Origin of the sequence: Pasteurella sp. WM03, from assembly GCF_004570945.1 — a bacterium.
Lineage (GTDB): Bacteria > Pseudomonadota > Gammaproteobacteria > Enterobacterales > Pasteurellaceae > Rodentibacter.
The window spans coordinates 59235-82362 of the sequence record NZ_SPPO01000010.1 but is presented as its reverse complement, the minus strand read 5'-3'; the positions used below and the strand labels follow the sequence as shown (position 1 = coordinate 82362).

Sequence of the window (23128 nt, the reverse complement as noted above, 5' to 3'; positions counted from 1 at the left end):
TATTCGATTAGAAATAGTTGCATAAAAGATTGCTGATTATACTAAAGAAATCTATAATTCCCCACCAATTTTAAGGCGAAAATCAGTCACCATGTCGAATAAAACCATTGCGAAAAATACCCTGTTTCTTTATATCCGAATGCTCTTTAATATGGGTGCAATGCTTTATATTTCACGTGTTGTATTACGTGTGCTGGGCGTGGAAGATTTCGGGATTTACAACATAGTCATGGGCGTGGTGATTTTGTTTTCGTTTTTTAACGGTACGATGACGGCAACCACCCAACGTTTTATTAATGTGGAAAAAGCCTCCAATGATTCAAGCCGTGTCAATATTATTTTTAATATCAGTATCTTAAATCATCTCTTTATTATGCTTATCGTGGCAGTGCTGGCGGAAACCGTGGGGCTTTGGTTTTTAAACCATAAACTCAATATTCCAACAGAAAGAATGCACGCAGCCAATATTGTTTATCAAATTGCCCTTCTCATTGCCCTGATTGAAATTATTAAAGTTCCCTTCAATGCAATGATTGTCGCCCATGAGCGAATGTCATTTTATGCGTGGCTGGGCTTGACTGAGACGGCATTTAAACTCTCTGCTATCTTTATTTTAATGCAGATTGAACAATACGATAAATTAATCAGTTATAGCCTATTATTACTTGGGGTGAGCCTGCTCGTATTTGTGCTTTATGTTAATTTTACCCGCCGCACTTTTTACACTGAAACCCGTTTTCGTTTTTACAAGGATTTTAGCAAAACAAAGGAAATGGCAAGTTTTTCCGGTTGGATGTTACTCGGGCAAACGGCTTATGTCGCCTCAACACAAGGCTTAAATATGGTCATCAACCTGTTTTTTGGGGTTACCGTCAATGCTTCCGTAGGAATCGCCACCCAAGTAGATACCGCGATTTATAGCTTTGTGAATAACTTTCAAGTGGCATTTAACCCACAACTTGTGCAATCTTATGCGGCAAAAGATTACGAACGCAATAAAAAACTTATTCTCGGCACATCAAAATATTCCTTTTATCTCATTGCGATTTTATCCGCACCGGTACTTTATTTTCCTCACACGTTGCTTACCTTTTGGTTAGGTGATCATTTACCAATATACGTGCAACAATTAGTGCAAATCACCCTGTTATGTTCACTGATTAGTGCCATGGCGGGATCATTTTGGATGACGGCGTTGGCTATCGGAACAAACAAAATTAAGCAATATAATATTGTCATTGCAATCATTGATCTTTGTACCATGCCGCTCGTCTATTATTTATTTACCCTCGGTTATAACCCAATCTATGCCTTTATCGGCAGATTTTCCACCGCACTTTTCATGCAAATCTACCGTTTCTATTTCATTAACAAAAAAATTCAATTTAACCGAAAAGAATTTGTCACATATCTACTTAATATCGGCATCGTATTTGCTTGCTTAATCGGGCTCATTTACTTGTCAGATACCCAGCGCATTTATACTTTCCCTGAATTTTTAGCCAAGGCTGTATTGTTGGAATTTGGGCTGATTGCGATAATTTTATTAATCGGTTTAAATCGTACAGAAAAAGCCTTCTTATTTGGCTATATTTTGAAAAAGGTAAAAAAATGAATTCAACATTAATTTCTCTAAAACAGCAACTCGATCCCATTGCGGATTTAATCAAAGATAAAAATAACGTGTTTTACTTTGACTATCCGTTGCATTTAAATGTGGGTGATTTATTGATCTATCACGGCACAGAACAATTTTTTAAAGATCACCATATCCATGTGACATTAAAACGTTGTGAGTTTGATATAGATATTAATGAGGTAAAACAAAAAATTACCCCAAATACCACTATTTTATTACACGGTGGGGGTAACTTTGGCGATCTCTATCCACAACATCAAAAAATTCGTGAGGCAATGGTTCAACATTTCCCCAATAATCGCATCATTGTCTTGCCACAAACACTGTATTTTAAAGATCAAAAAAATCTCGAAAAATCAGCCGCACTTTTCAATCAACACGCGGATTGTTACTTACTTGCCCGTGATGAACGCACGGCGGAAAGTTTCAAACAATTTTCCTCAAATGTGACATTATCACCGGATATGGCACATCAGCTTTACGACACGTTGCCGACAAAACAAGGCAACACCGGTAAACAACTTTATTTTTTACGCAAAGATATTGAAGCCAGTGACGTGGAAAAAAATATCCTTGCCACCCTACCGCCTCAGGCTAATGTGCAAGACTGGGAAGATATTCTCACCCGTTTAGATAGTATCGTTTTGGCTCTTAGTTGGCGTATAAGTAAATTTGCCCATCAACAAAATTGGGCTTGGTTAAAAAACCGTTTCCATCAATTTTGGTTTGCTTACACCAAACGTATTGTGAATCGCGTCGCCGAGGTATTTTTACAAAATGATCAGGTAACCACCACCCGTTTACACGGCCATATTTTCTCCTGCTTACTGGAAATTCCAAACCGAGTATGCGATAACGCTTACGGTAAAAATTCCGGCTATGCCCATTTATGGACAAAAAATATTGATTTTGTGGAAATTGACAAAAAATGATGGAGCTCAAAAAACTTATCACTGCAATGATATTACCGCCATTTAATATTTTAATTTTATGGCTGCTGGCGTTGATATTGGCAAAATTCAATTTCAAAAAATTAAGCCGAATTTTGACCGCTCTTGGGCTCGCTCTACTTTATATATTGAGCATTCCCTTCACGGCACAAACCTTGAAAGACAGCTTAATTACGGAAGACAATTTAACACTCAACGACTACCAAAATGCACAAGCCATTGTGTTATTGGGGGGCGGATTGCGGGATAGCAAAGAGCTTTATGCGCCGCTTGCTTCCACAGCTATTCAGCTTGAACGCTTACGCTATGCGGCGTATTTACAAAAAGAAACAGACTTACCGCTTCTCATTACAGGTAGAAGCCCGACGGGTGCAATGGAGGCGAAAATTGCCGCAGAAGAATTACAAAACTTCTTTCATATCCCCACAAAATGGGTTGAGCCGAATGCCTTAACCACCAAGGAAAATGCCTTGTTTACCAAAAAAATATTGGAAAAAGAGCATATCAATAAAATTATTCTGGTGACCAATGAATGGCATATGCAGCGGGCAAGGCTACTTTTCCAACAACAGGGATTTGAGGTATTGCCGGCGAGTGTCGGCGAAGGGATTACGCCTAAAGAATACGAATTAACTATGATGCATTTTGTTCCTCAAGGGGGAGCGATTGCGAAAAATATGCAGCTATTGAAAGAATGGATCGGCTATTGGAAGGAAAAATAATTTCTAATATTGAAGGTTTATAGCGGTTCTGTTTTTTATAATTCAAATAAGCCTGATCCATATCCGATAACATCTGATATGGATCAGGCGATGATTTATCAAGTTTTTTATCCTTTTACCCCACCTGCGGTTAAGCCTCCCACAAGCCATCGTTGGGCAATCAAGAAGACTGCGGTGATTGGAATAGCAGATAATACTGCAGCTGCAGCAAAATCCCCCCAAAGGTAATTTTGGGCATAAAGATATTGCTGCATTCCCACTGCTAGCGTGTAACTGTTGACATCACGTAAGAGTAATGAAGCAACAGGGACTTCTGTAATAGCTGCGATGAATGAAAGAATGAAAACAACCGCTAAAATTGGAACAGATAACGGCAATAAAATTAAACGGAATGCCTGCCAAGGTGTCGCCCCATCTAGAGCAGCAGCTTCTTCTAAGGAACCATCAATGGTTTCAAAATAGCCTTTGATCGTCCAAACGTGCAAAGCAATTCCACCTAAGTAGGCAAAGATAACACCTGCGTGGGTGTTTAACCCGAGAAACGGAACATATTGCCCCAAGCGATCAAATAAAGCATAGAGAGCAACAAGTGACAACACGGCAGGGAACATTTGAAAAATTAGCATTCCCTGTAAGAGTGTTTTTTTCCCCTTAAATTTCATTCTGGCAAAGGCATAGGCACAGGTTGTAGAAAGCGTGACAATACCGACGGCTGTAATTGTGGCAACCTTGACCGAATTCCATAACCATAGTAGCACTGGGAATGGTGGTGGGGTAACAGAACCGTCAGAATGAACCACATCAAACCCTAAGGCGAGCTTCCAATGTTCCCAAGAAATTTCGCGAGGAATAATATCGCCCAGTGCTAAATTTCCCGGACGTAGCGAAATACCAATAACCATTAATAATGGAAACATAATGAGTGAAATGAATAGGATTAATGCAGCGTGCGTTGCCCACAGGCGATAACGCATAGATTTTGGTTGTACAATAGCCATAATAATCCTCCTAATCTAATTTCATTTTCGTTGCTTTGATATTTAATAATGCTAACCCGCCCACTAATAGGAAAATAAGGGTCGCAATGGCTGCAGCAAGCCCAAAATCTTGCGTTCCGCTACCTTCAAAGGCTATGCGATAGGTATAACTGACCAATAGATCGGTGTAACCTGCCGGTGTGGTTGTGCCAATCATATCCGGACGACCATTAGTCAATAACTGAATCAATACAAAGTTATTAAAGTTAAAGGCAAAACTTGCAATCATTAGCGGTGTTAATGGTTTTAGTAACAATGGGAAAGTAATTTTGGTAAAATTTTGCCAAGTTGATGCACCGTCCATTGCGGAGGCTTCATACAGATCTTGAGGAATAGCTTTGAGTAGCCCCATACATAGGATCATCATATAAGGGTAGCCCAACCAAGTATTTACAATGAGAATCATAATTTTGGCGAGTAAGGGATCATTAAACCATTCTGGTCTGATACCAAAGAGATTATTGAGAATCATATTGATCTCACCAAAACTTTGGTTAAATAATCCTTTGAAAACCAAAATGGAAATAAATGCAGGTACAGCATAAGGTAAAATCAGTAATAAGCGATAAATACTTTTACCCTGTAATGCTTCCCATTGCACAATACAAGCCAAAACCATACCAATGATAACGGTAAATACAACTGTTAATACAGAAAATATAATTGTCCAAATAAAGATTTGTATGAATGGCTTTTGAATCCCCTCATCGGTAAAAATTTTAATAAAATTATGAAAACCCGTAGTCACGGTATAACCCGGCTCAAGGGTTTCATTTTCCCAGTTTCCATTCCCATCAATAGCTTGAAAGAAACCTTTGTCATCGTTAGCACGATAACGTTTCATTGTTTCATTATTGGTTAAAATCTGCGTATTTTCATCATAGGTATAACGCATTTTTTGCTCTGAAAATTGACGTAATGAACTCATTGTCAATTCGTTTCCATCAGGCAATATGACCATCATAGCTTGTAATGCAGAACGATTTTGTGCTACCACTTTTAAGGGTGAACTTTCCCCCTCTGGGGCGGCTTTTTCTCTTACATTTACCGGCGTGTCAGTCAATAAAATATTATCAGAGACAAAAAATTGATCGGTATTTTTATTATGCAAAACCAATTGAAAACGCTCATCCGATTGTGGATATAATTTGAAATCATATTTGCTGCCGGAAAAATAATGTTGCTGTGTCAACACATTAAGCGCACGTTCAAAAGAAAGCTGATTTGTTCCGCTATAATTAGTAAAAGCGATGGCAATCGTGGCAACAAGCGGGAACAAAATGAAAATCACCATCCCCATCATTCCGGGAAAAACATATCGCCAAGCATAGACTTTTTGGCTACTAAAAATATAGACACCGGATGTAAGGATCACTAGGGTTAAAAGTGCAAATAAATATTCGCCACGAGAATACATCAGCATAACCAAATAAAAATCGATCAAGAGAACAGCACCAATCAATAGCATTTTTAATCGGTTAATAGAAAATTTCGATGGAGCGGAATCAATGTTTTTTAGCATAATACACCTCGAAATGCTGAGAAATTAATTATCACATTTAAGTGATACAAAAATGCGGACTTATTCTGTAAAACTGAATCTAAAATAGCATAATTTTGACCGCACTTTTTTATATATCCACAGACGGACTGGGCGGGTGAGATATCCGCCCGAAATAAGATTATTGTTTTTGAATTCTGGCTCTCGCATCATCTAATGCGGCTTTCACCTCTTGACGACCGGATACTGCGTTAGTAATCGCACTACGCTCTGCATACCAAAATGCCGTCATTTGTGGAATATTTGGCATAATTTCACCATTTTGTGCATTCGCCATTGTCGCTGCAATTCGAGAATCTTTTGCTAATTGCTCTTGGTAGGATTTCAACGCTACTGCCCCCAGTGGTTTATCTGCATTGACGGTTGCCAAGCCTTCATTTGTCAATAAATAATTTTCTAAAAATTCTTTAGCAAAATCTTTATTCGGACTTGCCGCATTCACCCCAGCGCTCAACACCCCAACAAATGGCTTAGAGGCTTGACCATTTAAAGTTGGAAGCACTGCCACGCCATAATTGATTTTACTTTTTTCAATATTTCCCCAAGCCCAAGGTCCGTTAATGGTTAATGCCGTTTCGCCTTTATTAAAACTTGCTTCTGCAACAGCATAGTCCATATCAGCATTGATGACTTTAGTTTTAACCATATCGACAACAAACTGTAACCCTTTTTGTGAGCCTTCATTGTTTACACCAATATCATTGGCATCATAACGTCCGTTAGCATATTTAAATGCATAACCGCCATTTGAGGCAACAACAGGCCAAGTAAAATAAGGCTCTGCCAAATTCCACATAATGGCGTTTTTACCCTCTTTTTTCAGTTTTTTATCTAACTCTAGAATATCTTCCCAAGATTTTGGGGCTTCAGGCGTTAAATCTTTATTATAAATAAGCGATAAGGCTTCAATTGCGACAGGATAGCCAATAATCTTGCCATTATAATTTTCCGCATCCCAAGCGAAATCGACAAATTTATCTTTAAATTCTTGGCTTGGTTGTAGCTCAGCCAATAAACCGGATTGAGCATAGCCGCCAAAACGGTCGTGAGCCCAGAAAATAATATCCGGCCCATCACCGGTAGAAGCCACCTGTGGAAATTTTTCTTCTAATTTATCCGGATGTTCGACTAGAACAGATACCCCTGTATCGGCTTCAAATTTTTTACCGACCTCTGCAAGCCCGTTATACCCTTTGTCGCCATTAATCCAAATGACCAGTTTCCCCTCTGTCATCTTAGCCATCACAGACGAAGACAATACCAATCCTGCTACTGCCGTTAAGGTGAATTTCAATAATGTTTTACTCATAGTACGCTCCTTGAGAGTTTATCAATGATTAGGACGTTAACGTTTAAAGATAACCTTATTTCTTGTTTATTAAGATCAAATTATCAATAAATATTTCCCTTTGTTATCATCCCTTTATCTACGCCCCCAGGAATTATCCTACAATATTTTTAATAATTTTTTGTTTTGTGAAACTGATCACATTTTTAAAATTAAAAAATATGATCTCACTCAAAAAACGTACTAAAAAATGCATTTTATTTACAAATTTCGCTGTAAAAAGAAAGAAGTCATACTTTTTTCTTCTAATCCTCGAAAAAATGATAAAAGGATGATTTTTTCTCTATTGAGATGAGCAATGATGTGTATCCAAAAAGAACAATTGATGTTAATGAGGTTTTGTTATGGCCAATGTATCACTGCGTAATGTCAATAAATCCTATGGGGATATCCACATTTCAAGAAATGTTAATTTAGAAATCAACGAAGGGGAATTTGTTGTTTTTGTTGGGCCTTCAGGTTGTGGTAAATCAACATTATTGAGAATGATTGCCGGCCTTGAAGATATTACAAGCGGAGATTTATTTATTGGCGATAAAAGAATGAATGATGTAGAGCCCGCAAAACGTGGAATTGGAATGGTTTTCCAATCTTATGCACTATATCCCCATTTGAACGTAGCGGATAATATGTCTTTTGGTTTGAAATTAGCCGGAGTCAGTAAGGAAGAGCGGGATCAACGCGTTAATCAAGTTGCCGAAGTATTACAATTAGCCCATTTGCTTGATCGTAAACCTAAGGCACTATCAGGTGGTCAACGTCAACGCGTAGCAATCGGTCGAACCCTAGTTTCACAGCCTGAAGTTTTCCTATTAGATGAACCGCTTTCAAATCTTGATGCTGGGCTACGCGTGCAAATGCGGGTTGAGATCTCCAAATTACATAAAAAATTAGGTCGTACGATGATTTATGTCACTCATGACCAAGTCGAAGCAATGACCCTAGCTGACAAAATTGTTGTCTTACAAGCCCTAGGAAATAATCCGCAAATTACTACCAATGTTGCCCAAGTCGGTAAACCATTAGAACTTTATCACTATCCGGCAAACCGCTTTGTTGCAGGTTTCATCGGCTCACCGAAAATGAATTTCTTACCGGTTCGTGTTACTGCCGTAGAAACTGAGCGTGTTCAAGTGGAATTGCCGGATTCCAATCATCATAATTTCTGGATTCCGGTCGAAGGTGAAGGCGTCAATGAGGGCGAGATGCTATCTTTAGGCATTCGCCCGGAGCATGTCATTCCTGTTGTTCAGGCTGAAGTTCGCTTACGTGGTATTGTTCAAGTTGTCGAATTGTTAGGACACGAAACCCAAATCCACATTGAAATACCTGAAATTCATCAACCGATATTTGTTTATCGCCAAAATGATGTGGTGCTAGTTTCAGAAGGTGATGAAATTGAAATTGGTATTATGCCTGAACGTTGTCATTTATTTAAAGAGGACGGGACAGCTTGTCGCCGTCTATTTAAAGAAATCGGTGTATAAAAATCTGTATGGTAATAAATCATACACGTTCACTTTTATCCTAAATTAACCAATAACAAAGAGAGATTTATTATGGACAACAAAAAAACACTACTCGCAGCTGCAATTACAGGCGTATTAATAGCCACATCCGCAAGTGCGGTTGATTTTCATGGTTATGCCCGTTCCGGTATTGGTTGGACATCCGGCGGTGGAGAACAATCCGCTTTTACAGTCAATGGCGGTGGTTCTAAGTATCGTTTAGGGAATGAAGCCGAAACCTATGCTGAATTTAAACTTGGACAAGAGCTTTACAAAGAAGGCAATAAATCCTTCTATTTAGATTCCAATGTGGCTTATAGCGTTAATCAACAAGGAGATTGGGAAGATACCAGCCCTGCTTTACGCGAAATCAACGTGCAATTTAAAAACTTCGCAGACAGTTTACCGGGAGCAACATTATGGGCAGGTAAACGTTTCTACCAACGCCACGATGTCCATATGAACGACTTCTACTATTGGGATATTTCAGGTCCCGGTGCCGGGGTTGAAAACATTGATCTCGGTTTTGGTAAACTCTCTCTTGCGGTAACCCGTAATACAGAGAAAGGCGGTGCGTATGGTTGGACATATAATCCGCTAACCCAAAAATGGGACTCTACTCAGGATAAAAACAAAGACGTTTATAATGATGTTTTCGATATTCGTTTAGCTGATTTAAAAGTCAGTAAAAATGGTCGCTTAGAAATTGGTGTTGATTATGGCAATTCACATACCAAAAACCATGCCTCCCGAGAGCAAGGCGCAAGTAAAAACGGCTATATGGTTACCTTAGAACATACCCAAGATGAATTTTTTGGCGGTTTCAATAAATTTACTGCGCAGTACGCAACAGATTCAATGACCTCTTGGAGCACCGGGCATTCTCAAGGCGGTTCTGCCAATAATAAAGGTAATATGCTCCGCTTAATTAACCAAGGGGTGGTATCTGCAACGGATAAAATTGAAGTGATGTATGCATTGATTTATGAAAAAACAGACTTGGATAATAAACAAGGTAAAACTTGGTATTCTGCCGGTGTACGCCCGATGTATAAATGGACAGATACGATGAGCTCGTTGGTGGAAGTCGGCTATGATCGCATTAAAGATCAAGCCACAGGTCATAAAAATGATCTCACCAAAGTCACCCTTGCACAACAATGGCAAGCCGGTTCAAGTATTTGGGCTCGCCCTGCTATCCGAGTATTTGGTACCTATGCACACTGGAATGATAAGTTCAATACTGACGTGCGTACCAAAGCAGGTTATAAAGCTAAAGATAGTGAATTTATCGCCGGTGTTCAATTTGAAGCGTGGTGGTAATCCCGCCAAATTACAGGGGGGAGAAATGTCTCTCCCTTTCTTTTAGAGTTATGAGGTTAATATGAAAAAAACGCTTTTTTCTACCGCACTTTTATTGGCTAATATGTTAGTTGTTTTGCCAAGCACTGCAACACCAAACCATATTAACTCAACAGTGTTATCACAATTAAATTGGAAGGATGTCCCCTATTCTGAAACAGTCACGACCACATTAAGCACACAGCAAAAACAGAATTTCATTGTGCCATTTGCCGGTATGGAAAGCCCTGTTGCAACATACCGTATTCCGGCGAATCAAGGAACATTGGAAATTCAGATATCCAGCCCAATGACTAAAGATCACGTCTTTGTCCCCAATGCTATTGTGTTAGATAGTCAATTTAATATTGCTGCACGCTATCCTTCTTCTGAGTTTAAATTTAAAGGTGAGAGAGGGTTACAGCCTAATCGTTTGGTTGCAGAATTGAATCTAACCCCAACGCCAAACCAAGACTATATTTATCTGTTGGTTTATACCACAGCTCAAGATGTACAAAAAACAACCATGGTTCCTCACCCAGCCAAAAGTTTTGCTCAAGCGACCGGCAAACAGCCACCGTCTATTGCAGATATTGAGGTTAAACACAGCCCTTATGGGGAAATCAATATTAACGTGACCGCTGCCGATGGAACACGTTTTATTGGCATTCCGACGGAGATATTTACAGGAAAGAAAAGTGCTTCAAATCAATCCGTTGGGGCAAAACCCATAGTAAAAGAGGAACACCCTAGTAAAGCGGTGATAACCTCAGTGGATAAAGAAACAGAAGCCTATTTCAAACAAGCCGTGAGCAATGCCCTAAAACAAAATGATGTCAACCGAGCACTAAATTTAGTGAATGAAGCAGAAAAACTCGGTTTAACCTCCCCTCGGAAAATTTTCTTACAACAAGTTTCTTCTAAGTAATACGCTTTTGCTGCTTTATTGCCACCTTGAACAAGGTGGCTTTTTTGTACATTTTCGTAGTGTGTATGAATAGCACAATCCACGCACAAAAATCATGGTTTGTGTAGGTGAGCCCCCTACTCTTACCTACAATTAAAGTGCGGTCAGTTTTTAAATAAAATTATAGAAATTAGCCGTAGCCCATCAATTGAAGCAGTTCTTTTGCATAAGCAATCGCATCATGCCGATTTGATACACCGATTTTTTGATAAAGATTACGAATATGACTTTTTATCGTTGTAGTTGCCACCTGTAATTCATCTGAAATCTGCTCATTACTATAACCGGAGTAAATCAAGCCTAAGACTTGCCATTCTCTTAGGGTTAAAGGACTAATCTTTAATAATTCAGGTACTTTAGGGTTAGAAATAAGATTATTGACAAATTGTTCATCAAAATGGGCAAATTTATGTCGATAATACTGATTAATGTTACGCAAAATAAATTGTGCTTTATGTACGCTTAATTCATCCAAGATGTTAGCTTGTAACAACTGACGAATTTGTTGTGCCATATTTTCGCCTTCAATGACAAAAATACTAATAAAATTTGTTTGGCGGGTAAGTTGTAGGGCATCAATTAAATCCCGTTGTGCCAATTCTTTTTCCCCGGTAAGAAAATATAAACGATTTCGTAAAATAAGCGCTCGATTCAAGTCACTCGTCAGTTTTAGTTCTTTAGCGGTTTGAATCACTCGATTTAAAATTTCTTCAGCATCTGAATATTGTCCTAATAAAAGCAATGCTCTTGCAATATTTCGCCACTGAATTTGGTTAAAGTGATTTTTTTCATTAGTAGGACGATGCGTTTGAGCAAGCCAAGACTCTGCAGATTCAACATCACCAAGCATTTGCCACAACACGATTTTGACTTGATTAGCATTGGCATTCCAATCTTGATGATACCAGTTCATTTTTTGCAAATAAATAATCTGTTTGAGAAGACGAGAGGCATTATCCAAATCACCACGAACAATAGATATTTTGCATAGTAACGCTAAACATTGAAGGCGATCTTCATCTTTATTTAGTACCTTAATACCGGCATTTGCCATTGCTTCTGCTTTATCTAAATGATACCAATCCCATAAAATTTGTCCTTTTAAACGTAGTAAAAACTCATACATTGGCACTTTTTGTAAATGATGCTCTTTAACAAAATCACCCGCTTTATCCAAAAGATCATAACCGGCCTGAGTGAAACCTTGCGCAATAAAAATTTCCGACTGTTGGAGTAATGTCCATAGAATACTGTGTGGTGCATTGTATTTCCACGCCATTTTTTCGGCTTTTCTGAGCATTTTTAGCGCTTCATTAAAATTACCATAGCAATGGTAAGCCTCACCAATAATTGAAGTAGCAACAATTTTTGCATAATTCGCATTTGAGGGTAAATGCTCTAAAGCTTGGGAAGCTAAAGAAAGGGCAGTGTTTTCATCTCCCTGATTAATGGCAACCTGAGCACGTAATACATTAAATTCAGACTGAATAGCCTGACTGAGTTGAATTTTCTGATCAGCCAATACCTGCTCAAAATGTCCAAAAATACCATTTACTTCACTATTACGGTGCTGGCTTTGCGCTAACCATGCTTTTAATAAAATCAATTGAGGTGATTGGGTAAAACTTATATCATCCAGATAGTCTAAATGTTGCTCAAGTAGCTTGAGTTCACCTTGATGAAATAATTTCCAACCTTGTTCCGATAAAATATCAAGCAAAATACCACGATCTGCTAATTGTACCGAATGGTATAAAGCTTCGGTTGTATATCCCAATTTCAGCCATGCTTTTGCTGCCTTAGCATGAAGCTGATCAAGCTCATCAGCGAGTTCTAATTGACAACAATGATTCAAAAATGAAGCAAATAATGGGTGAAAGCGCCACCAATTATCCTCAGCATCCATTTGTTGTAAAAAAAGCCCCTGTTTTTCAATAGATTCCAATTTATTCCGGCTATTCAGCTCACCGGTAACCTGTTGAACTAATGTTTCATTCATTGAACGTAAAATTGAACAACGAAGTATAAATAACCTCATATTGCGATCAATCCGGTTTAGTACCTCATCATTGAGATAATCATTAATATGGAAATTATTAAGTTTAGCCAAACGTTTCGCAGCATCTTTAAGAGATATGTTCTGTTGCTTAGCGGATAAACTAATAAGCTGAAGTGCTGTCGGCCATCCTTCAACATCATCACAAAGTTCGGTAATGTCCGGTGTTGCTATGCTCTGATTTAAACGTGACTGAAAAAATTCTACACTTTCCGAATGGCTGAAAGAAAGCTGATGGCTATTCACTTCCAGTAATTGCTCTTGAACATGCAAACCGGCAATACCAAGAGGGGGGACTGAACGAGAAATTAAAATCAGTGTCATACAAGGTGGTTGGTGACGAATCCAATATTTTAGAGCCTCATGAATGTCTTCATTATCAATAATATGATAGTCATCAATCACTAAATAAAAATGCTCGGTAACAGTTGAAATTTTTACAAGTTGCTCAGTAAACAGCGTTTGTAAATTTTTTTGGCGATGTAAAGATTCATCAGTTTTAACCTCTAGCTTAAGCGCACTCCTTAACGCTGCAATAAAATAGGTCGCAAATCGTTCCGATTGATTATCACTTTCGTCCAACGAATACCAGCCGACATTTTTCTGTCTTCCAACCCATTGAGAAACCAACGTCGTTTTACCATAACCGGCGGGAGCATGAACTAATACAAGTGGGTAATGATGTGATTTATCAAGATATTGTAACAATGAAGTGCGCAACACACTGTTTTGTAAACGATAGCTACAAATTAACTTTGCCGGAATTAACATCTAATTTTATCTCGTTAAATGATGAATGGATTAAAAACTAAAGAGAAGATTCTATTTACTAATATTATGTAGCAAATGCAAAAAGGAAAAATATAGAGGTACCGCATTGGTATCTTTTAATATATTGAAATTGTTTGATTTTTATAACCACCATTAGTATGGTTCGGATAAACAAAAATCAGATTTATACAACTACTACATATATCTTATTAAAAATGCGGTCAAAATCGACCGCACTTTTCACTCCAATTTATTTATCGCCAGGCTTTAAATTGATTAATCAAGCCGTTTGTTGAGCTGTCGTGGCTTGAGACTTTTTCGCTGTCCGCTAATTCCGGTAGGATACGGTTAGCCAGTTGTTTACCCAATTCCACCCCCCATTGGTCGAAGCTGAAGATATTAAAAATCACGCCTTGAACAAAAATTTTATGCTCATACATGGCGATCAACGCTCCTAAAGTGAACGGTGTAATTTTTTGCACCAAAATAGAATTGGTCGGCTTGTTACCGGTAAACACTTTAAACGGCACAATCTCTTTTACCTCATCTAAGGATTTACCTGCTTTCACAAACTCCGCTTCCACTTCTTCTTTTGTTTTACCGAATGCTAAGGCTTCCGTCTGGGCAAAGAAGTTAGACAGTAATTTGTTATGATGATCCGCTAATGGATTATGACTTTGTGCCGGTGCAATAAAATCACAAGGAATTAAAGTTGTACCTTGATGAATTAATTGATAGAAGGCGTGCTGACCGTTTGTACCCGGCTCGCCCCAGATGATTGGGCCGGTTTGATAATGGCTAATGGTGTTGCCGTTTCTATCTACATATTTACCGTTTGACTCCATATTGCCTTGTTGGAAATAGGCGGCAAAACGATGTAAATATTGATCGTAAGGTAAAATTGCCTCAGTTTGTGCGCCTAAAAAATTCGTATTCCACAATCCCACAAGGGCTAAAGTAGTTGGAATATTCTGTTCGATTGGTGCGGTGCGGAAATGTTTATCCATTTCGTGCGCCCCGCTTAATAATTGCTCGAAGTTGTCAAAGCCAATAGAAAGCGCAATGGATAAACCAATGGCAGACCATAGGGAATAACGTCCGCCTACCCAATCCCAAAACTCAAACATATTATTGGTATCAATCCCAAACTCGGCTACAGCTTTGCCATTAGTAGAAAGTGCCGCAAAATGTTTTGCGACCGCACTTTTATCTTGTGCCGAAGCCAATAACCAATCACGTGCGCTTTCAGCATTTGTCATGGTTTCTTGGGTGGTAAAGGTTTTAGACGCAACCAAGAAAAGTGTGGTTTCCGGATTCACTTTTTTCAGTGTCTCTGCAATATGTGTGCCGTCCACATTAGAAACAAAGTGCATCGTAAGATGATTTTTATAAGGGCGTAGCGCTTCCGTTACCATATAAGGACCTAAATCCGAACCGCCAATCCCGATATTCACCACATCAGTAATAGCTTTTCCGGTATAACCTTTCCACTCACCGGAAATCACACGCTGACAAAAATCCTTCATTTTTGCCAAAACCGCATTTACTTCCGGCATCATATCTTTGCCATCCACCATCACCGGTGTGTTAGCCCGATTGCGAAGTGCGGTATGTAACACGGCACGATTTTCGGTACGGTTAATTTTTTCACCACTAAACATTGCCTCTTTTGCACTGTCCAGCGAACATTCTTGAGCCAGTTGTCGAAGAAGTGAAAGAGTTTGTTGATTAATATTGTTTTTTGAGAAATCCACCAAAATTTGATCCTTAAAGGTTAATGAATAATCTTTAAAGCGATCCTTTTCTTGTTGGAATAAATTTTGAATGGTCACATTTGCCAATTCGGTTTGATGCGTTTCTAACGCTTTCCACGCCTGAGTATGGGTTGGATTGATATTTTTCATAGTATTTCCTTCTATTATTTATTAATTTTAAATTTAGTCTACATATTCGGTGATAACACGAGGTGTTAATTTTGTAATCAATTCATAGCTTAAAATGCCGGTAAACTGGGCAACGGTCTCTATCGGTAATTCTTTTCCCCATAAAATCACTTCATCACCAACTTGATCTTCGCTCTCCCACCCTAAATCGACAGTCAGCATATCCATAGATACCCGCCCCACAATTGGCACGATACGCCCATTTAAATACACGGGTGTACCTTCCGGCACATCGCGTGGATAACCATCACCATAACCAATTGCTACCACACCGATTTTGGTATCACAAGGGCTTGTCCAAATTCCCCCGTAGCCGACCGGCTCGCCTTTTTTATGGTTTCGTACGGCAATAAGGGAAGAAGTGAGATTCATCACGGGAGTTAAGTTAAATTTAGCGCCTACAGTATCTGTTGGCGAAATACCGTACATAATAATACCGGGACGAATCCAATCTAAATGAGATTCTTGCCAAAATAAAATCCCTCCCGATGCTGCGATACTGCGTTCTCCCTGTTTATCTTGGGTCACGGATAAAAATCGATTAATTTGAAGTGGGGTATAATCAGATTCAAGCTCGTCAGCCCGACTAAAATGGCTGACAAAACCTAAGTGCGGTTGAATTTGAGGAAGTTTTTTTAATGCTTGATAAAATTCATCCACTTCATCAAGGGCTACGCCCAAACGGTGCATACCGGTATCAATTTTAAGCCATACTTTAATCGGGCTTGGTACCGTTGCACGTTTTAATGCCTCAAGCTGTTCACGATTGTGTACGATCGTTTCAATATTATTCACAGCAAGAATTGGCAAATCCTTTTCATCAAAAAAACCTTCGAGCAATAAAATAGGTTTTGTGATGCCATTCGATCGCAATGCCAACGCTTCTTCCAAACGCGCCACCCCAAAACAATCTACCGTATTTTCAAGTGTCGATGCGACAAATACCACACCATGCCCATAGGCATTGGCTTTAACAACCGCAATAATTTTACTATGAGGTGCTTTTTGTTTAATTACCTCTAAATTTTGTTTTAAAGCACAGGAGCTAATCTTCGCTGTCGCCGGTTTTACGTTCATTATTTATCCTTAATAATTGTCATAATACTCACGTTGCTCGGCAAGATTATCAAAGCGGGAGAACTGTCCGTTAAATTTTAATCGCACACGACCAATCGGGCCGTTACGCTGTTTACCAATAATAATTTCTGCCACCCCTTTGTCCTCGGAATTATCGTTATAAACCTCGTCACGATAAATAAACATAATTAAGTCGGCATCCTGCTCAATAGATCCCGATTCACGTAAATCCGAGTTCACCGGACGTTTATCCGCACGTTGTTCAAGTGTTCGATTCAACTGAGAAAGCGCAATAACCGGTACTTCTAACTCCTTTGCTAAAGCTTTTAAAGAACGTGAAATTTCTGCAATCTCTAAAGTACGGTTATCGGAAAATGCCGGTGCACGCATAAGTTGTAAATAATCCACCATAATCAGGCTCAATCCGCCATTTTCACGATAAACGCGGCGTGCACGAGATCGTAATTCTGTTGGCGTTAAACCGGAAGAATCATCAATATAAAGATTATTCTTCTGTTTAAACATTCCAAATACGCTGCTAATTTTATTCCACTCAATTTCATCTAAGCCTTGTCCTGTACGAATTTTAGTTTGATCTACACGAGCAAGAGAAGCAATCATACGCATCATAATTTGCTCGGCCGGCATCTCTAAACTAAACACTAGCACAGGTTTCTCACTTGCCATGGCGGCATTTTCACAGAGATTCATGGCAAAGGTGGTTTTCCCCATGGAAGGACGAGCAGCAACAATAATTAAATCTGAAGGTTGTAACCCGGCTGTTTTTTTATCAAGATCCGTAAATCCTGTTGTCACCCCTGTCACACCGGAATGATTTTCCAACTTGCTTAATGTATCAATACGCTCAATTGTATTTTGTAGCACAGTGATCACATTTTGCGGTCCTTCACTAGAAGTGCTACGTTTTTCCGCAATGGCAAAAACTTCCCTCTCCGCCTCATCCAAAATCAATTTAATGTCTTGCCCTTTAGGGGAATAGCTATTTTCCGCAATACGATTGCCCACAGCAATGAGTTCACGTAGAATCGCTTTTTCACGCACAATATCCGCATACGCTAAAATATTAATTGCATTTGGCGTATTGTTTGACAAGTCAGCAAGATAAGCAAATCCCCCAACTTCCTCACTCACCCCTTTATTTTTTAACGCTTGATCAAGCGTAATCAGATCAATAGGTGATTGATTCCGCATTAATTCTTCCATTGTTTGAAAAATGATGCGGTGGGCAAAGGTATAAAAATCATCGGCAATCACGCGCTCAGCAATACCATCCCAATGTTGATTGCTTAACATAATTCCGCCTAACACGGCTTGCTCAGCTTCAAGAGAATGGGGAGGGATGCTAATTTGTGCAGTTTTTTTATCAGATGATTTAACTTGTGGTTGGGATGCCATAGATATTTTGAGACTCAATAGAATTAGTGGCTATAATACCGCAAATGATGGGGAGATTTAAGAAAAAAGTGCGGTCAATTTTCTATGAGATTTGTATCTGATGATTTTTTATGCCTTGCAATAGCAATAAAAAAACGGTGGAAAAATCCACCGCTCTTTTCTTTCAATTTGCTCATTACTCAACGATTAAAGTACGGCACACATTAGTGTGTTTGATCGTCTCATCACCTTGAGTTAATAACACCAAATCACCTGAATTTAAGTAACCTTTTTCTTTTAGCAATGCAATTGCAGCTTGTGCACCATTTGCACTACGTGACTCAGTATCACTAAATACCGGCGTTACACCACGATATAATGCACAAAGATTGAGCGTTTCTTGATTACGGGATAAAGCAAAAATTGGTAACCCAGAACTAATACGAGACATATATAATGCCGTACGACCGGAATGGGTTAAAGTGATAATCGCTGCAATACCTTTCATATGATTTGCCGAATACATTGCAGACATTGCAACGGCTTCTTCAATATCGGTAAACTCTTTATCCATACGATGACGGGATACGTTTACGCTAGGCATTTTTTCTGCCCCTAAACAAACACGAGCCATAGCAGCCACCGTCTCTGCCGGATATTGACCTGCTGCTGTTTCGGCAGAAAGCATAACTGCATCGGTACCATCTAATACCGCATTCGCCACATCCATGACTTCCGCACGGGTTGGCATCGGATTACTGATCATAGACTCCATCATTTGAGTCGCCGTAATCACAGCACGGTTTAATTGACGTGAACGACGGATCAATTTTTTCTGAACGCCCACTAATTCAGGATCACCAATTTCAACCCCTAAATCACCACGGGCAACCATGATCACATCTGATGCTAAAATGATATCGTCCATAGCCGCATCATCAACCACAGTTTCTGCTCGTTCAACTTTTGCCACAATTTTCGCATTTAATCCGGCTTGTTGAGCAAGTTCACGAGCATAATTTAGGTCGGCACTTGAACGTGGGAAAGATACTGCGAGGAAATCAACACCAATACGTGCTGCAGTGATAATATCTGCCTTATCTTTTTCGGTTAATGCATCAGCAGATAAACCGCCACCTAATTTATTAATCCCTTTATTATTTGATAACGGACCGCCAACAGTCACTTCAGTAAATACTTTCGCCCCTTCTGTTGACAATACCTTTAATTGAACACGACCATCGTCTAATAGCAGGATATCGCCCGGAACCACATCTTGTGGAAGGGTTTTATAATCTAAACCAACGGAATCTTGATTACCTTCACCCTTTGGCAACTCAGCATCAAGAATGAATTTATCACCAACATTTAAGAAAATTTTGCCATCTTTGAAAGTAGAAACACGAATTTTAGGACCTTGCAAATCACCTAAAATTGCCACCGTTTTACCCAATTTTTTCGCAATAGAACGAACTCGTTCAGCACGCTCAATATGATCCTCCGGTGTACCGTGTGAGAAATTCATACGAACGACATTTGCACCTGCTGCGATAATTTTCTCCAGATTGTTATCGCGGTCAGTGGCCGGCCCCATAGTACAAACAATCTTCGTTCTTCTTAGTCTTCTAGACATTATGCTACTCCGTCAATATTGATATATTAAAAATAAAACAAGTTCGCTCAAGCCTATTTGAGCGAAATAAATCGGCGCGCATTATACGCTTAAAAAAATTCAAAATCAAAAAAGAGTTTTCCCCTTAACTTCCTGTATTTTTGCTCATTTTTTTAGCATTCATCACAAACATAAAAAAAATTTCTTGTCTTCATAAAAAAAACTGTTTATTATCCGCCACATTCAAAGCGACTATAGCTCAGTTGGTTAGAGCACCACCTTGACATGGTGGGGGTCACTGGTTCGAGTCCAGCTAGTCGCACCATATATCCCTATTATAGCCCCGCGCAACTTAATACGGGGCTTTGTTTTATCCGGTCTTTTCTCTTACTTTTTCTTTTTACGTTTCCATACATCTAGTATTGTTTATCCATCATAGCTATGATTTCTGTATTATTTCAAATACTGACCAACTTGTTCAGAGAGAATACACAATACAAATAGTATTCTGCTTCCCTCTTTAACAATAATCCCCTCTAGCAATGCCCAATCTTTGTTTAAAATTATCAATAATTGACGCTAACAAGAAATACTCACCTTACTGTTATGACTCATCAAATTTAATCAGATCTTTTCATATTTACTCGATAAAATCCCGCTCTATTGCGGTTTGAATAATTGGTATCCCTTGTTTGTAGTGCTCAATGAATTGCTGATAACCTTCTGTGATTTGTTTTTCCGGATAAACTAAGCTGATTTCCACTTGATTGAAAATATCGTTGTCCAGATAGTCTTCTAAAGAAGAGGTTTCTGAGTAACTTAAAAAATTGGCTAATAAAGCAATCCCCCAAGCACCGCCATTAGAAGCGGTCTCCATTGTCGCAAGCGGAATATTTAATGCAGAAGCTAATATTTGTTGAGCAACATTTTCCGTTTTAAAAATGCCGCCGTGCCCAAGAATACGCGTGATTGTAACCTTTTCCTGCCGCAATAAAATATCCATGCCTAATTTCATTGCACCAAATGCTGTATATAAGTGAACCCTCATAAAATTAGCTAAATTAAATTTGGCGTTAGCCGGATGCAAAAATAACGGGCAGCCTTTTTCCAAACCTACATTATGTTCCCCAGAATAAAATCCGTAGGACAATAATCCGCCACAATCCGTATCCCCCTGTAAAGCATGAAGAAATAGCGTCTCGTATAATTCTTCAGTACAAATTTTGATACCAAATGTTTGTAAACATTCGCCCAATAAGTTAACCCAGGCATTAATATCAGTCGTACAATTTTGGGCATGAGCCATTGCCACTAATTTTCCCGCGGGTGTAGTAACAATATCTAATTCGGCATAGACTCTTGATAATGCTTTTTCTAATACAATCATTGCAAAGGCTGATGTACCGGCGGAAATATTCCCTGTTTTTTCTTTAATACAGTTGGTTGCCACCATTCCGGTGCCTGCATCGCCTTCTGGTGGACAAAATGGAATATTTGCGTGTAGAGCCCCTGTCGGATCTAATAATTTTGCTCCAAGTGCGGTCAATTTTCCTGCTGTTTTTCCTGCAACTTGAACTTGTGGTAACACATCTTCAATGTGCCAATCATAATTTTTATTTTCAATTAACCGGCTAAATTGTTCCAACATTGTTTTGTTATAGTCAGACGTTTCCGTGTCGATAGGAAACATACCGGAAGCATCACCAATGCCAAGATATTTTTCTCCTGTTAATCGCCAGTGGATATAACCGGATAACGTGGTTAAATAGGCAAGTTTTTCAAGGTGCGGTTCCTCATTCAAAATAGCTTGATAAAGATGAGCGATACTCCACCGCTGTGGAATAGGATATTGAAACAATTCCGTTAATTTTTGGGCAGCTGTAAACGTAATATTATTGCGCCAAGTCCGAAATGGTACCAGTTGATTTCCCTCTTTATCAAAAGGTAAATAGCCGTGCATCATCGCACTAATACCAACGGCTCGTGCAGTTTTGATTACCGTCCTATATTTCTCCTTAACCGTCATTTGTAAATTTTCAAAGGCAGACCGTAATGTCGACCAAATTTCTTCTTGATGGTAAGTCCAAATATTATTAATTAAATGGTTTTCCCAATCCGCGCCACCGGTCGCTAAAATTGTCCCTTTTTGATCAATTAATACGGCTTTGACACGGGTTGATCCCAATTCAATACCGATAACAATATTACCGGTATCAATTAATGTTTTTTCATATTGCATTTATTATCCCCGATTCATTTAAATAAACGATATCTTTGCAAAAAGATAAATAAAATAAGTAAACTTCCCCATAATATCATAGTGATATAACCACTTACCCCTAGCATATTTAAACCGCTCTCGATTATTTGTAGTAAAATTAAAGCAATCAATATACCAATTAACCTCCCTTTTCCTCCGTCAGGATTGACGCCACCCAACACGGATGCCAAAATAGAAATTAATAAATAAGAATCTCCATAAGATGCTTTGGCTGAGTTTAATTTTGACATCATCAATATCGCAGCAAACATACAAAGTAAAGAAGAAATAATATAAACAACAATAATGACTTTTCTAGTATCAATCCCTGAATAAAATGTTGCCTTTTCATTATTTCCAATAAAATAAATCGATTTACCAATTGTTGTTTTCTCGAGTAAAAACCAGACAATCAATGCTAAAAATAGAAATATAATTAAGGGAAATGGGACAAATAAAAACGTTGTAGAACTAATAGACAGAAAACTTTCAGGAAAATTAGCAACAGTGGAACCATTTGTCACCAAAATATTCAATCCATTAATTAATGTCATTGTTCCCAATGTTGCCAAAATAGGTGATACCTTAACAATAGAAATTAATGTACCATTAAATAGACCAATTAAAAAAGCGCACAGCAGACTTAAGGACAATCCAATCAATAAATACCCAAGACTATCTTGCTTAGTAATAAAATACGCTATGATTAATGCACAAGCATTCATTGTTGCAATAATTGATAGATTAATACCACTTGTTAGCATTGGGATAGCCATCGCTAAAGTTAAAATACCCAATACCGCCATTTGTGAAGCGATTGATTGAAAATTAGCAATTGACCAAAATATATCTGGAATTAAAATACTAAATATTGAGATAGCAATAATGAATAATAGAAAGAGATATTTGATAGTATTATCTGATTGCAATTTCATTCTCTT

16 protein-coding genes and 1 tRNA gene are annotated in these 23128 nt (G+C 38.6%); 7 read left to right on the top strand and 10 right to left on the bottom strand.

All coding sequences use genetic code 11. The features are described from left to right. The first annotated feature begins 91 nt into the window (after window positions 1–91). Genes E4T92_RS09740 through E4T92_RS09730 form a run of 3 tightly spaced genes read left to right on the top strand, consistent with a single transcriptional unit; the run spans window position 92 to window position 3311 of the window. Complete coding sequence (locus E4T92_RS09740; RefSeq protein ID WP_135094520.1) at window positions 92–1615, top strand: polysaccharide biosynthesis protein; 1524 nt, start codon at window positions 92–94, stop codon at window positions 1613–1615. Then, window positions 1612–2571 (top strand): polysaccharide pyruvyl transferase family protein, encoded by a 960-nt coding sequence (locus tag E4T92_RS09735; RefSeq protein ID WP_135094518.1) that lies wholly within the window; start codon window positions 1612–1614, stop codon window positions 2569–2571. Before E4T92_RS09740 ends, E4T92_RS09735 begins: the two co-directional genes overlap by 4 nt. Further along, window positions 2568–3311: a YdcF family protein gene (locus tag E4T92_RS09730; protein ID WP_135094516.1), complete on the top strand. Its 744-nt coding sequence runs from the start codon at window positions 2568–2570 to the stop codon at window positions 3309–3311. The genes E4T92_RS09735 and E4T92_RS09730 overlap by 4 nt, the downstream gene beginning before the upstream one ends. Window positions 3312–3418: 107 nt before the next feature. Here E4T92_RS09730 and malG read toward each other — a convergent pair whose 3' ends face one another. The 3 genes from malG to malE all read right to left on the bottom strand — a co-directional run bounded on the left by malG (window position 3419) and on the right by malE (window position 7218). Further along, complete coding sequence (gene malG, locus E4T92_RS09725) at window positions 3419–4309, bottom strand: maltose ABC transporter permease MalG (RefSeq protein WP_135094514.1); 891 nt, start codon at window positions 4307–4309, stop codon at window positions 3419–3421. Between the two features lie 10 nt (window positions 4310–4319). Then, on the bottom strand, window positions 4320–5870 hold the full coding sequence (gene malF / locus E4T92_RS09720) for a maltose ABC transporter permease MalF (RefSeq protein WP_135094512.1): 1551 nt from the start codon (window positions 5868–5870) through the stop codon (window positions 4320–4322). Window positions 5871–6030: 160 nt separating this feature from the next. After that, window positions 6031–7218 carry a maltose/maltodextrin ABC transporter substrate-binding protein MalE gene (gene malE, locus E4T92_RS09715; RefSeq protein WP_135094510.1) on the bottom strand — a complete coding sequence of 396 codons (1188 nt, stop codon included), beginning with the start codon at window positions 7216–7218 and terminating at the stop codon, window positions 6031–6033. Between the two features lie 383 nt (window positions 7219–7601). Between malE and malK the strand changes: the two genes are divergently transcribed. The 3 genes from malK to malM all read left to right on the top strand — a co-directional run bounded on the left by malK (window position 7602) and on the right by malM (window position 11034). Continuing rightward, window positions 7602–8744 carry a maltose/maltodextrin ABC transporter ATP-binding protein MalK gene (gene malK, locus E4T92_RS09710; RefSeq protein WP_135094508.1) on the top strand — a complete coding sequence of 381 codons (1143 nt, stop codon included), beginning with the start codon at window positions 7602–7604 and terminating at the stop codon, window positions 8742–8744. Window positions 8745–8816: 72 nt separating this feature from the next. Beyond that, window positions 8817–10088, top strand: coding sequence for a maltoporin (locus tag E4T92_RS09705; protein ID WP_135094506.1), 1272 nt, complete (start codon window positions 8817–8819; stop codon window positions 10086–10088). A 61-nt stretch (window positions 10089–10149) separates the two neighbouring features. Further along, on the top strand, window positions 10150–11034 hold the full coding sequence (gene malM / locus E4T92_RS09700; protein WP_077542032.1) for a maltose operon protein MalM: 885 nt from the start codon (window positions 10150–10152) through the stop codon (window positions 11032–11034). Between the two features lie 169 nt (window positions 11035–11203). On the opposite strand, the gene malT is transcribed toward malM, so the two are convergent. From malT to pyk, 5 genes are all read right to left on the bottom strand, one after another. Next, entirely contained in the window at window positions 11204–13900 is a 2697-nt protein-coding gene (gene malT / locus E4T92_RS09695; RefSeq protein ID WP_135094504.1) for an HTH-type transcriptional regulator MalT, read from the bottom strand. 254 nt (window positions 13901–14154) lie between these two features. Beyond that, window positions 14155–15804 (bottom strand): glucose-6-phosphate isomerase, encoded by a 1650-nt coding sequence (gene pgi, locus E4T92_RS09690; protein WP_135094502.1) that lies wholly within the window; start codon window positions 15802–15804, stop codon window positions 14155–14157. 33 nt (window positions 15805–15837) lie between these two features. Continuing rightward, the gene (gene alr, locus E4T92_RS09685) at window positions 15838–16920 is read right to left on the bottom strand and encodes an alanine racemase (protein WP_135094500.1); all 1083 of its coding nucleotides are present in this window, start codon (window positions 16918–16920) and stop codon (window positions 15838–15840) included. Window positions 16921–16929: 9 nt separating this feature from the next. Beyond that, complete coding sequence (locus tag E4T92_RS09680) at window positions 16930–18336, bottom strand: replicative DNA helicase (RefSeq protein WP_077542028.1); 1407 nt, start codon at window positions 18334–18336, stop codon at window positions 16930–16932. Between the two features lie 175 nt (window positions 18337–18511). Then, a complete protein-coding gene (gene pyk / locus E4T92_RS09675) occupies window positions 18512–19948 on the bottom strand; it encodes a pyruvate kinase (RefSeq protein ID WP_077542027.1) in 1437 nt (478 codons plus the stop codon). A 227-nt stretch (window positions 19949–20175) separates the two neighbouring features. Between pyk and E4T92_RS09670 the strand changes: the two genes are divergently transcribed. Beyond that, window positions 20176–20252 (top strand) — tRNA-Val (locus E4T92_RS09670). 315 nt (window positions 20253–20567) lie between these two features. Here E4T92_RS09670 and E4T92_RS09665 read toward each other — a convergent pair. Both E4T92_RS09665 and E4T92_RS09660 read right to left on the bottom strand, forming a co-directional pair. Beyond that, a complete protein-coding gene (locus E4T92_RS09665; RefSeq protein WP_135094498.1) occupies window positions 20568–22166 on the bottom strand; it encodes an FGGY-family carbohydrate kinase in 1599 nt (532 codons plus the stop codon). 14 nt (window positions 22167–22180) lie between these two features. Continuing rightward, window positions 22181–23122 (bottom strand): ABC transporter permease, encoded by a 942-nt coding sequence (locus E4T92_RS09660; protein WP_135094496.1) that lies wholly within the window; start codon window positions 23120–23122, stop codon window positions 22181–22183. Between the last annotated feature and the right edge of the window lie 6 nt (window positions 23123–23128).

Bases quoted from the DNA above. Each gene is read 5' to 3' on its own strand.
- E4T92_RS09740 (WP_135094520.1), top strand. From the start codon at position 92: ATGTCGAATAAAACCATTGCGAAAAATACCCTGTTTCTTTATATCCGA.
- E4T92_RS09735 (WP_135094518.1), top strand. From the start codon at position 1,612: ATGAATTCAACATTAATTTCTCTAAAACAGCAACTCGATCCCATTGCG.
- E4T92_RS09730 (WP_135094516.1), top strand. From the start codon at position 2,568: ATGATGGAGCTCAAAAAACTTATCACTGCAATGATATTACCGCCATTT.
- malG (WP_135094514.1), bottom strand. From the start codon at position 4,309: ATGGCTATTGTACAACCAAAATCTATGCGTTATCGCCTGTGGGCAACG.
- malF (WP_135094512.1), bottom strand. From the start codon at position 5,870: ATGCTAAAAAACATTGATTCCGCTCCATCGAAATTTTCTATTAACCGA.
- malE (WP_135094510.1), bottom strand. From the start codon at position 7,218: ATGAGTAAAACATTATTGAAATTCACCTTAACGGCAGTAGCAGGATTG.
- malK (WP_135094508.1), top strand. From the start codon at position 7,602: ATGGCCAATGTATCACTGCGTAATGTCAATAAATCCTATGGGGATATC.
- E4T92_RS09705 (WP_135094506.1), top strand. From the start codon at position 8,817: ATGGACAACAAAAAAACACTACTCGCAGCTGCAATTACAGGCGTATTA.
- malM (WP_077542032.1), top strand. From the start codon at position 10,150: ATGAAAAAAACGCTTTTTTCTACCGCACTTTTATTGGCTAATATGTTA.
- malT (WP_135094504.1), bottom strand. From the start codon at position 13,900: ATGTTAATTCCGGCAAAGTTAATTTGTAGCTATCGTTTACAAAACAGT.
- pgi (WP_135094502.1), bottom strand. From the start codon at position 15,804: ATGAAAAATATCAATCCAACCCATACTCAGGCGTGGAAAGCGTTAGAA.
- alr (WP_135094500.1), bottom strand. From the start codon at position 16,920: ATGAACGTAAAACCGGCGACAGCGAAGATTAGCTCCTGTGCTTTAAAA.
- E4T92_RS09680 (WP_077542028.1), bottom strand. From the start codon at position 18,336: ATGGCATCCCAACCACAAGTTAAATCATCTGATAAAAAAACTGCACAA.
- pyk (WP_077542027.1), bottom strand. From the start codon at position 19,948: ATGTCTAGAAGACTAAGAAGAACGAAGATTGTTTGTACTATGGGGCCG.
- E4T92_RS09665 (WP_135094498.1), bottom strand. From the start codon at position 22,166: ATGCAATATGAAAAAACATTAATTGATACCGGTAATATTGTTATCGGT.
- E4T92_RS09660 (WP_135094496.1), bottom strand. From the start codon at position 23,122: ATGAAATTGCAATCAGATAATACTATCAAATATCTCTTTCTATTATTC.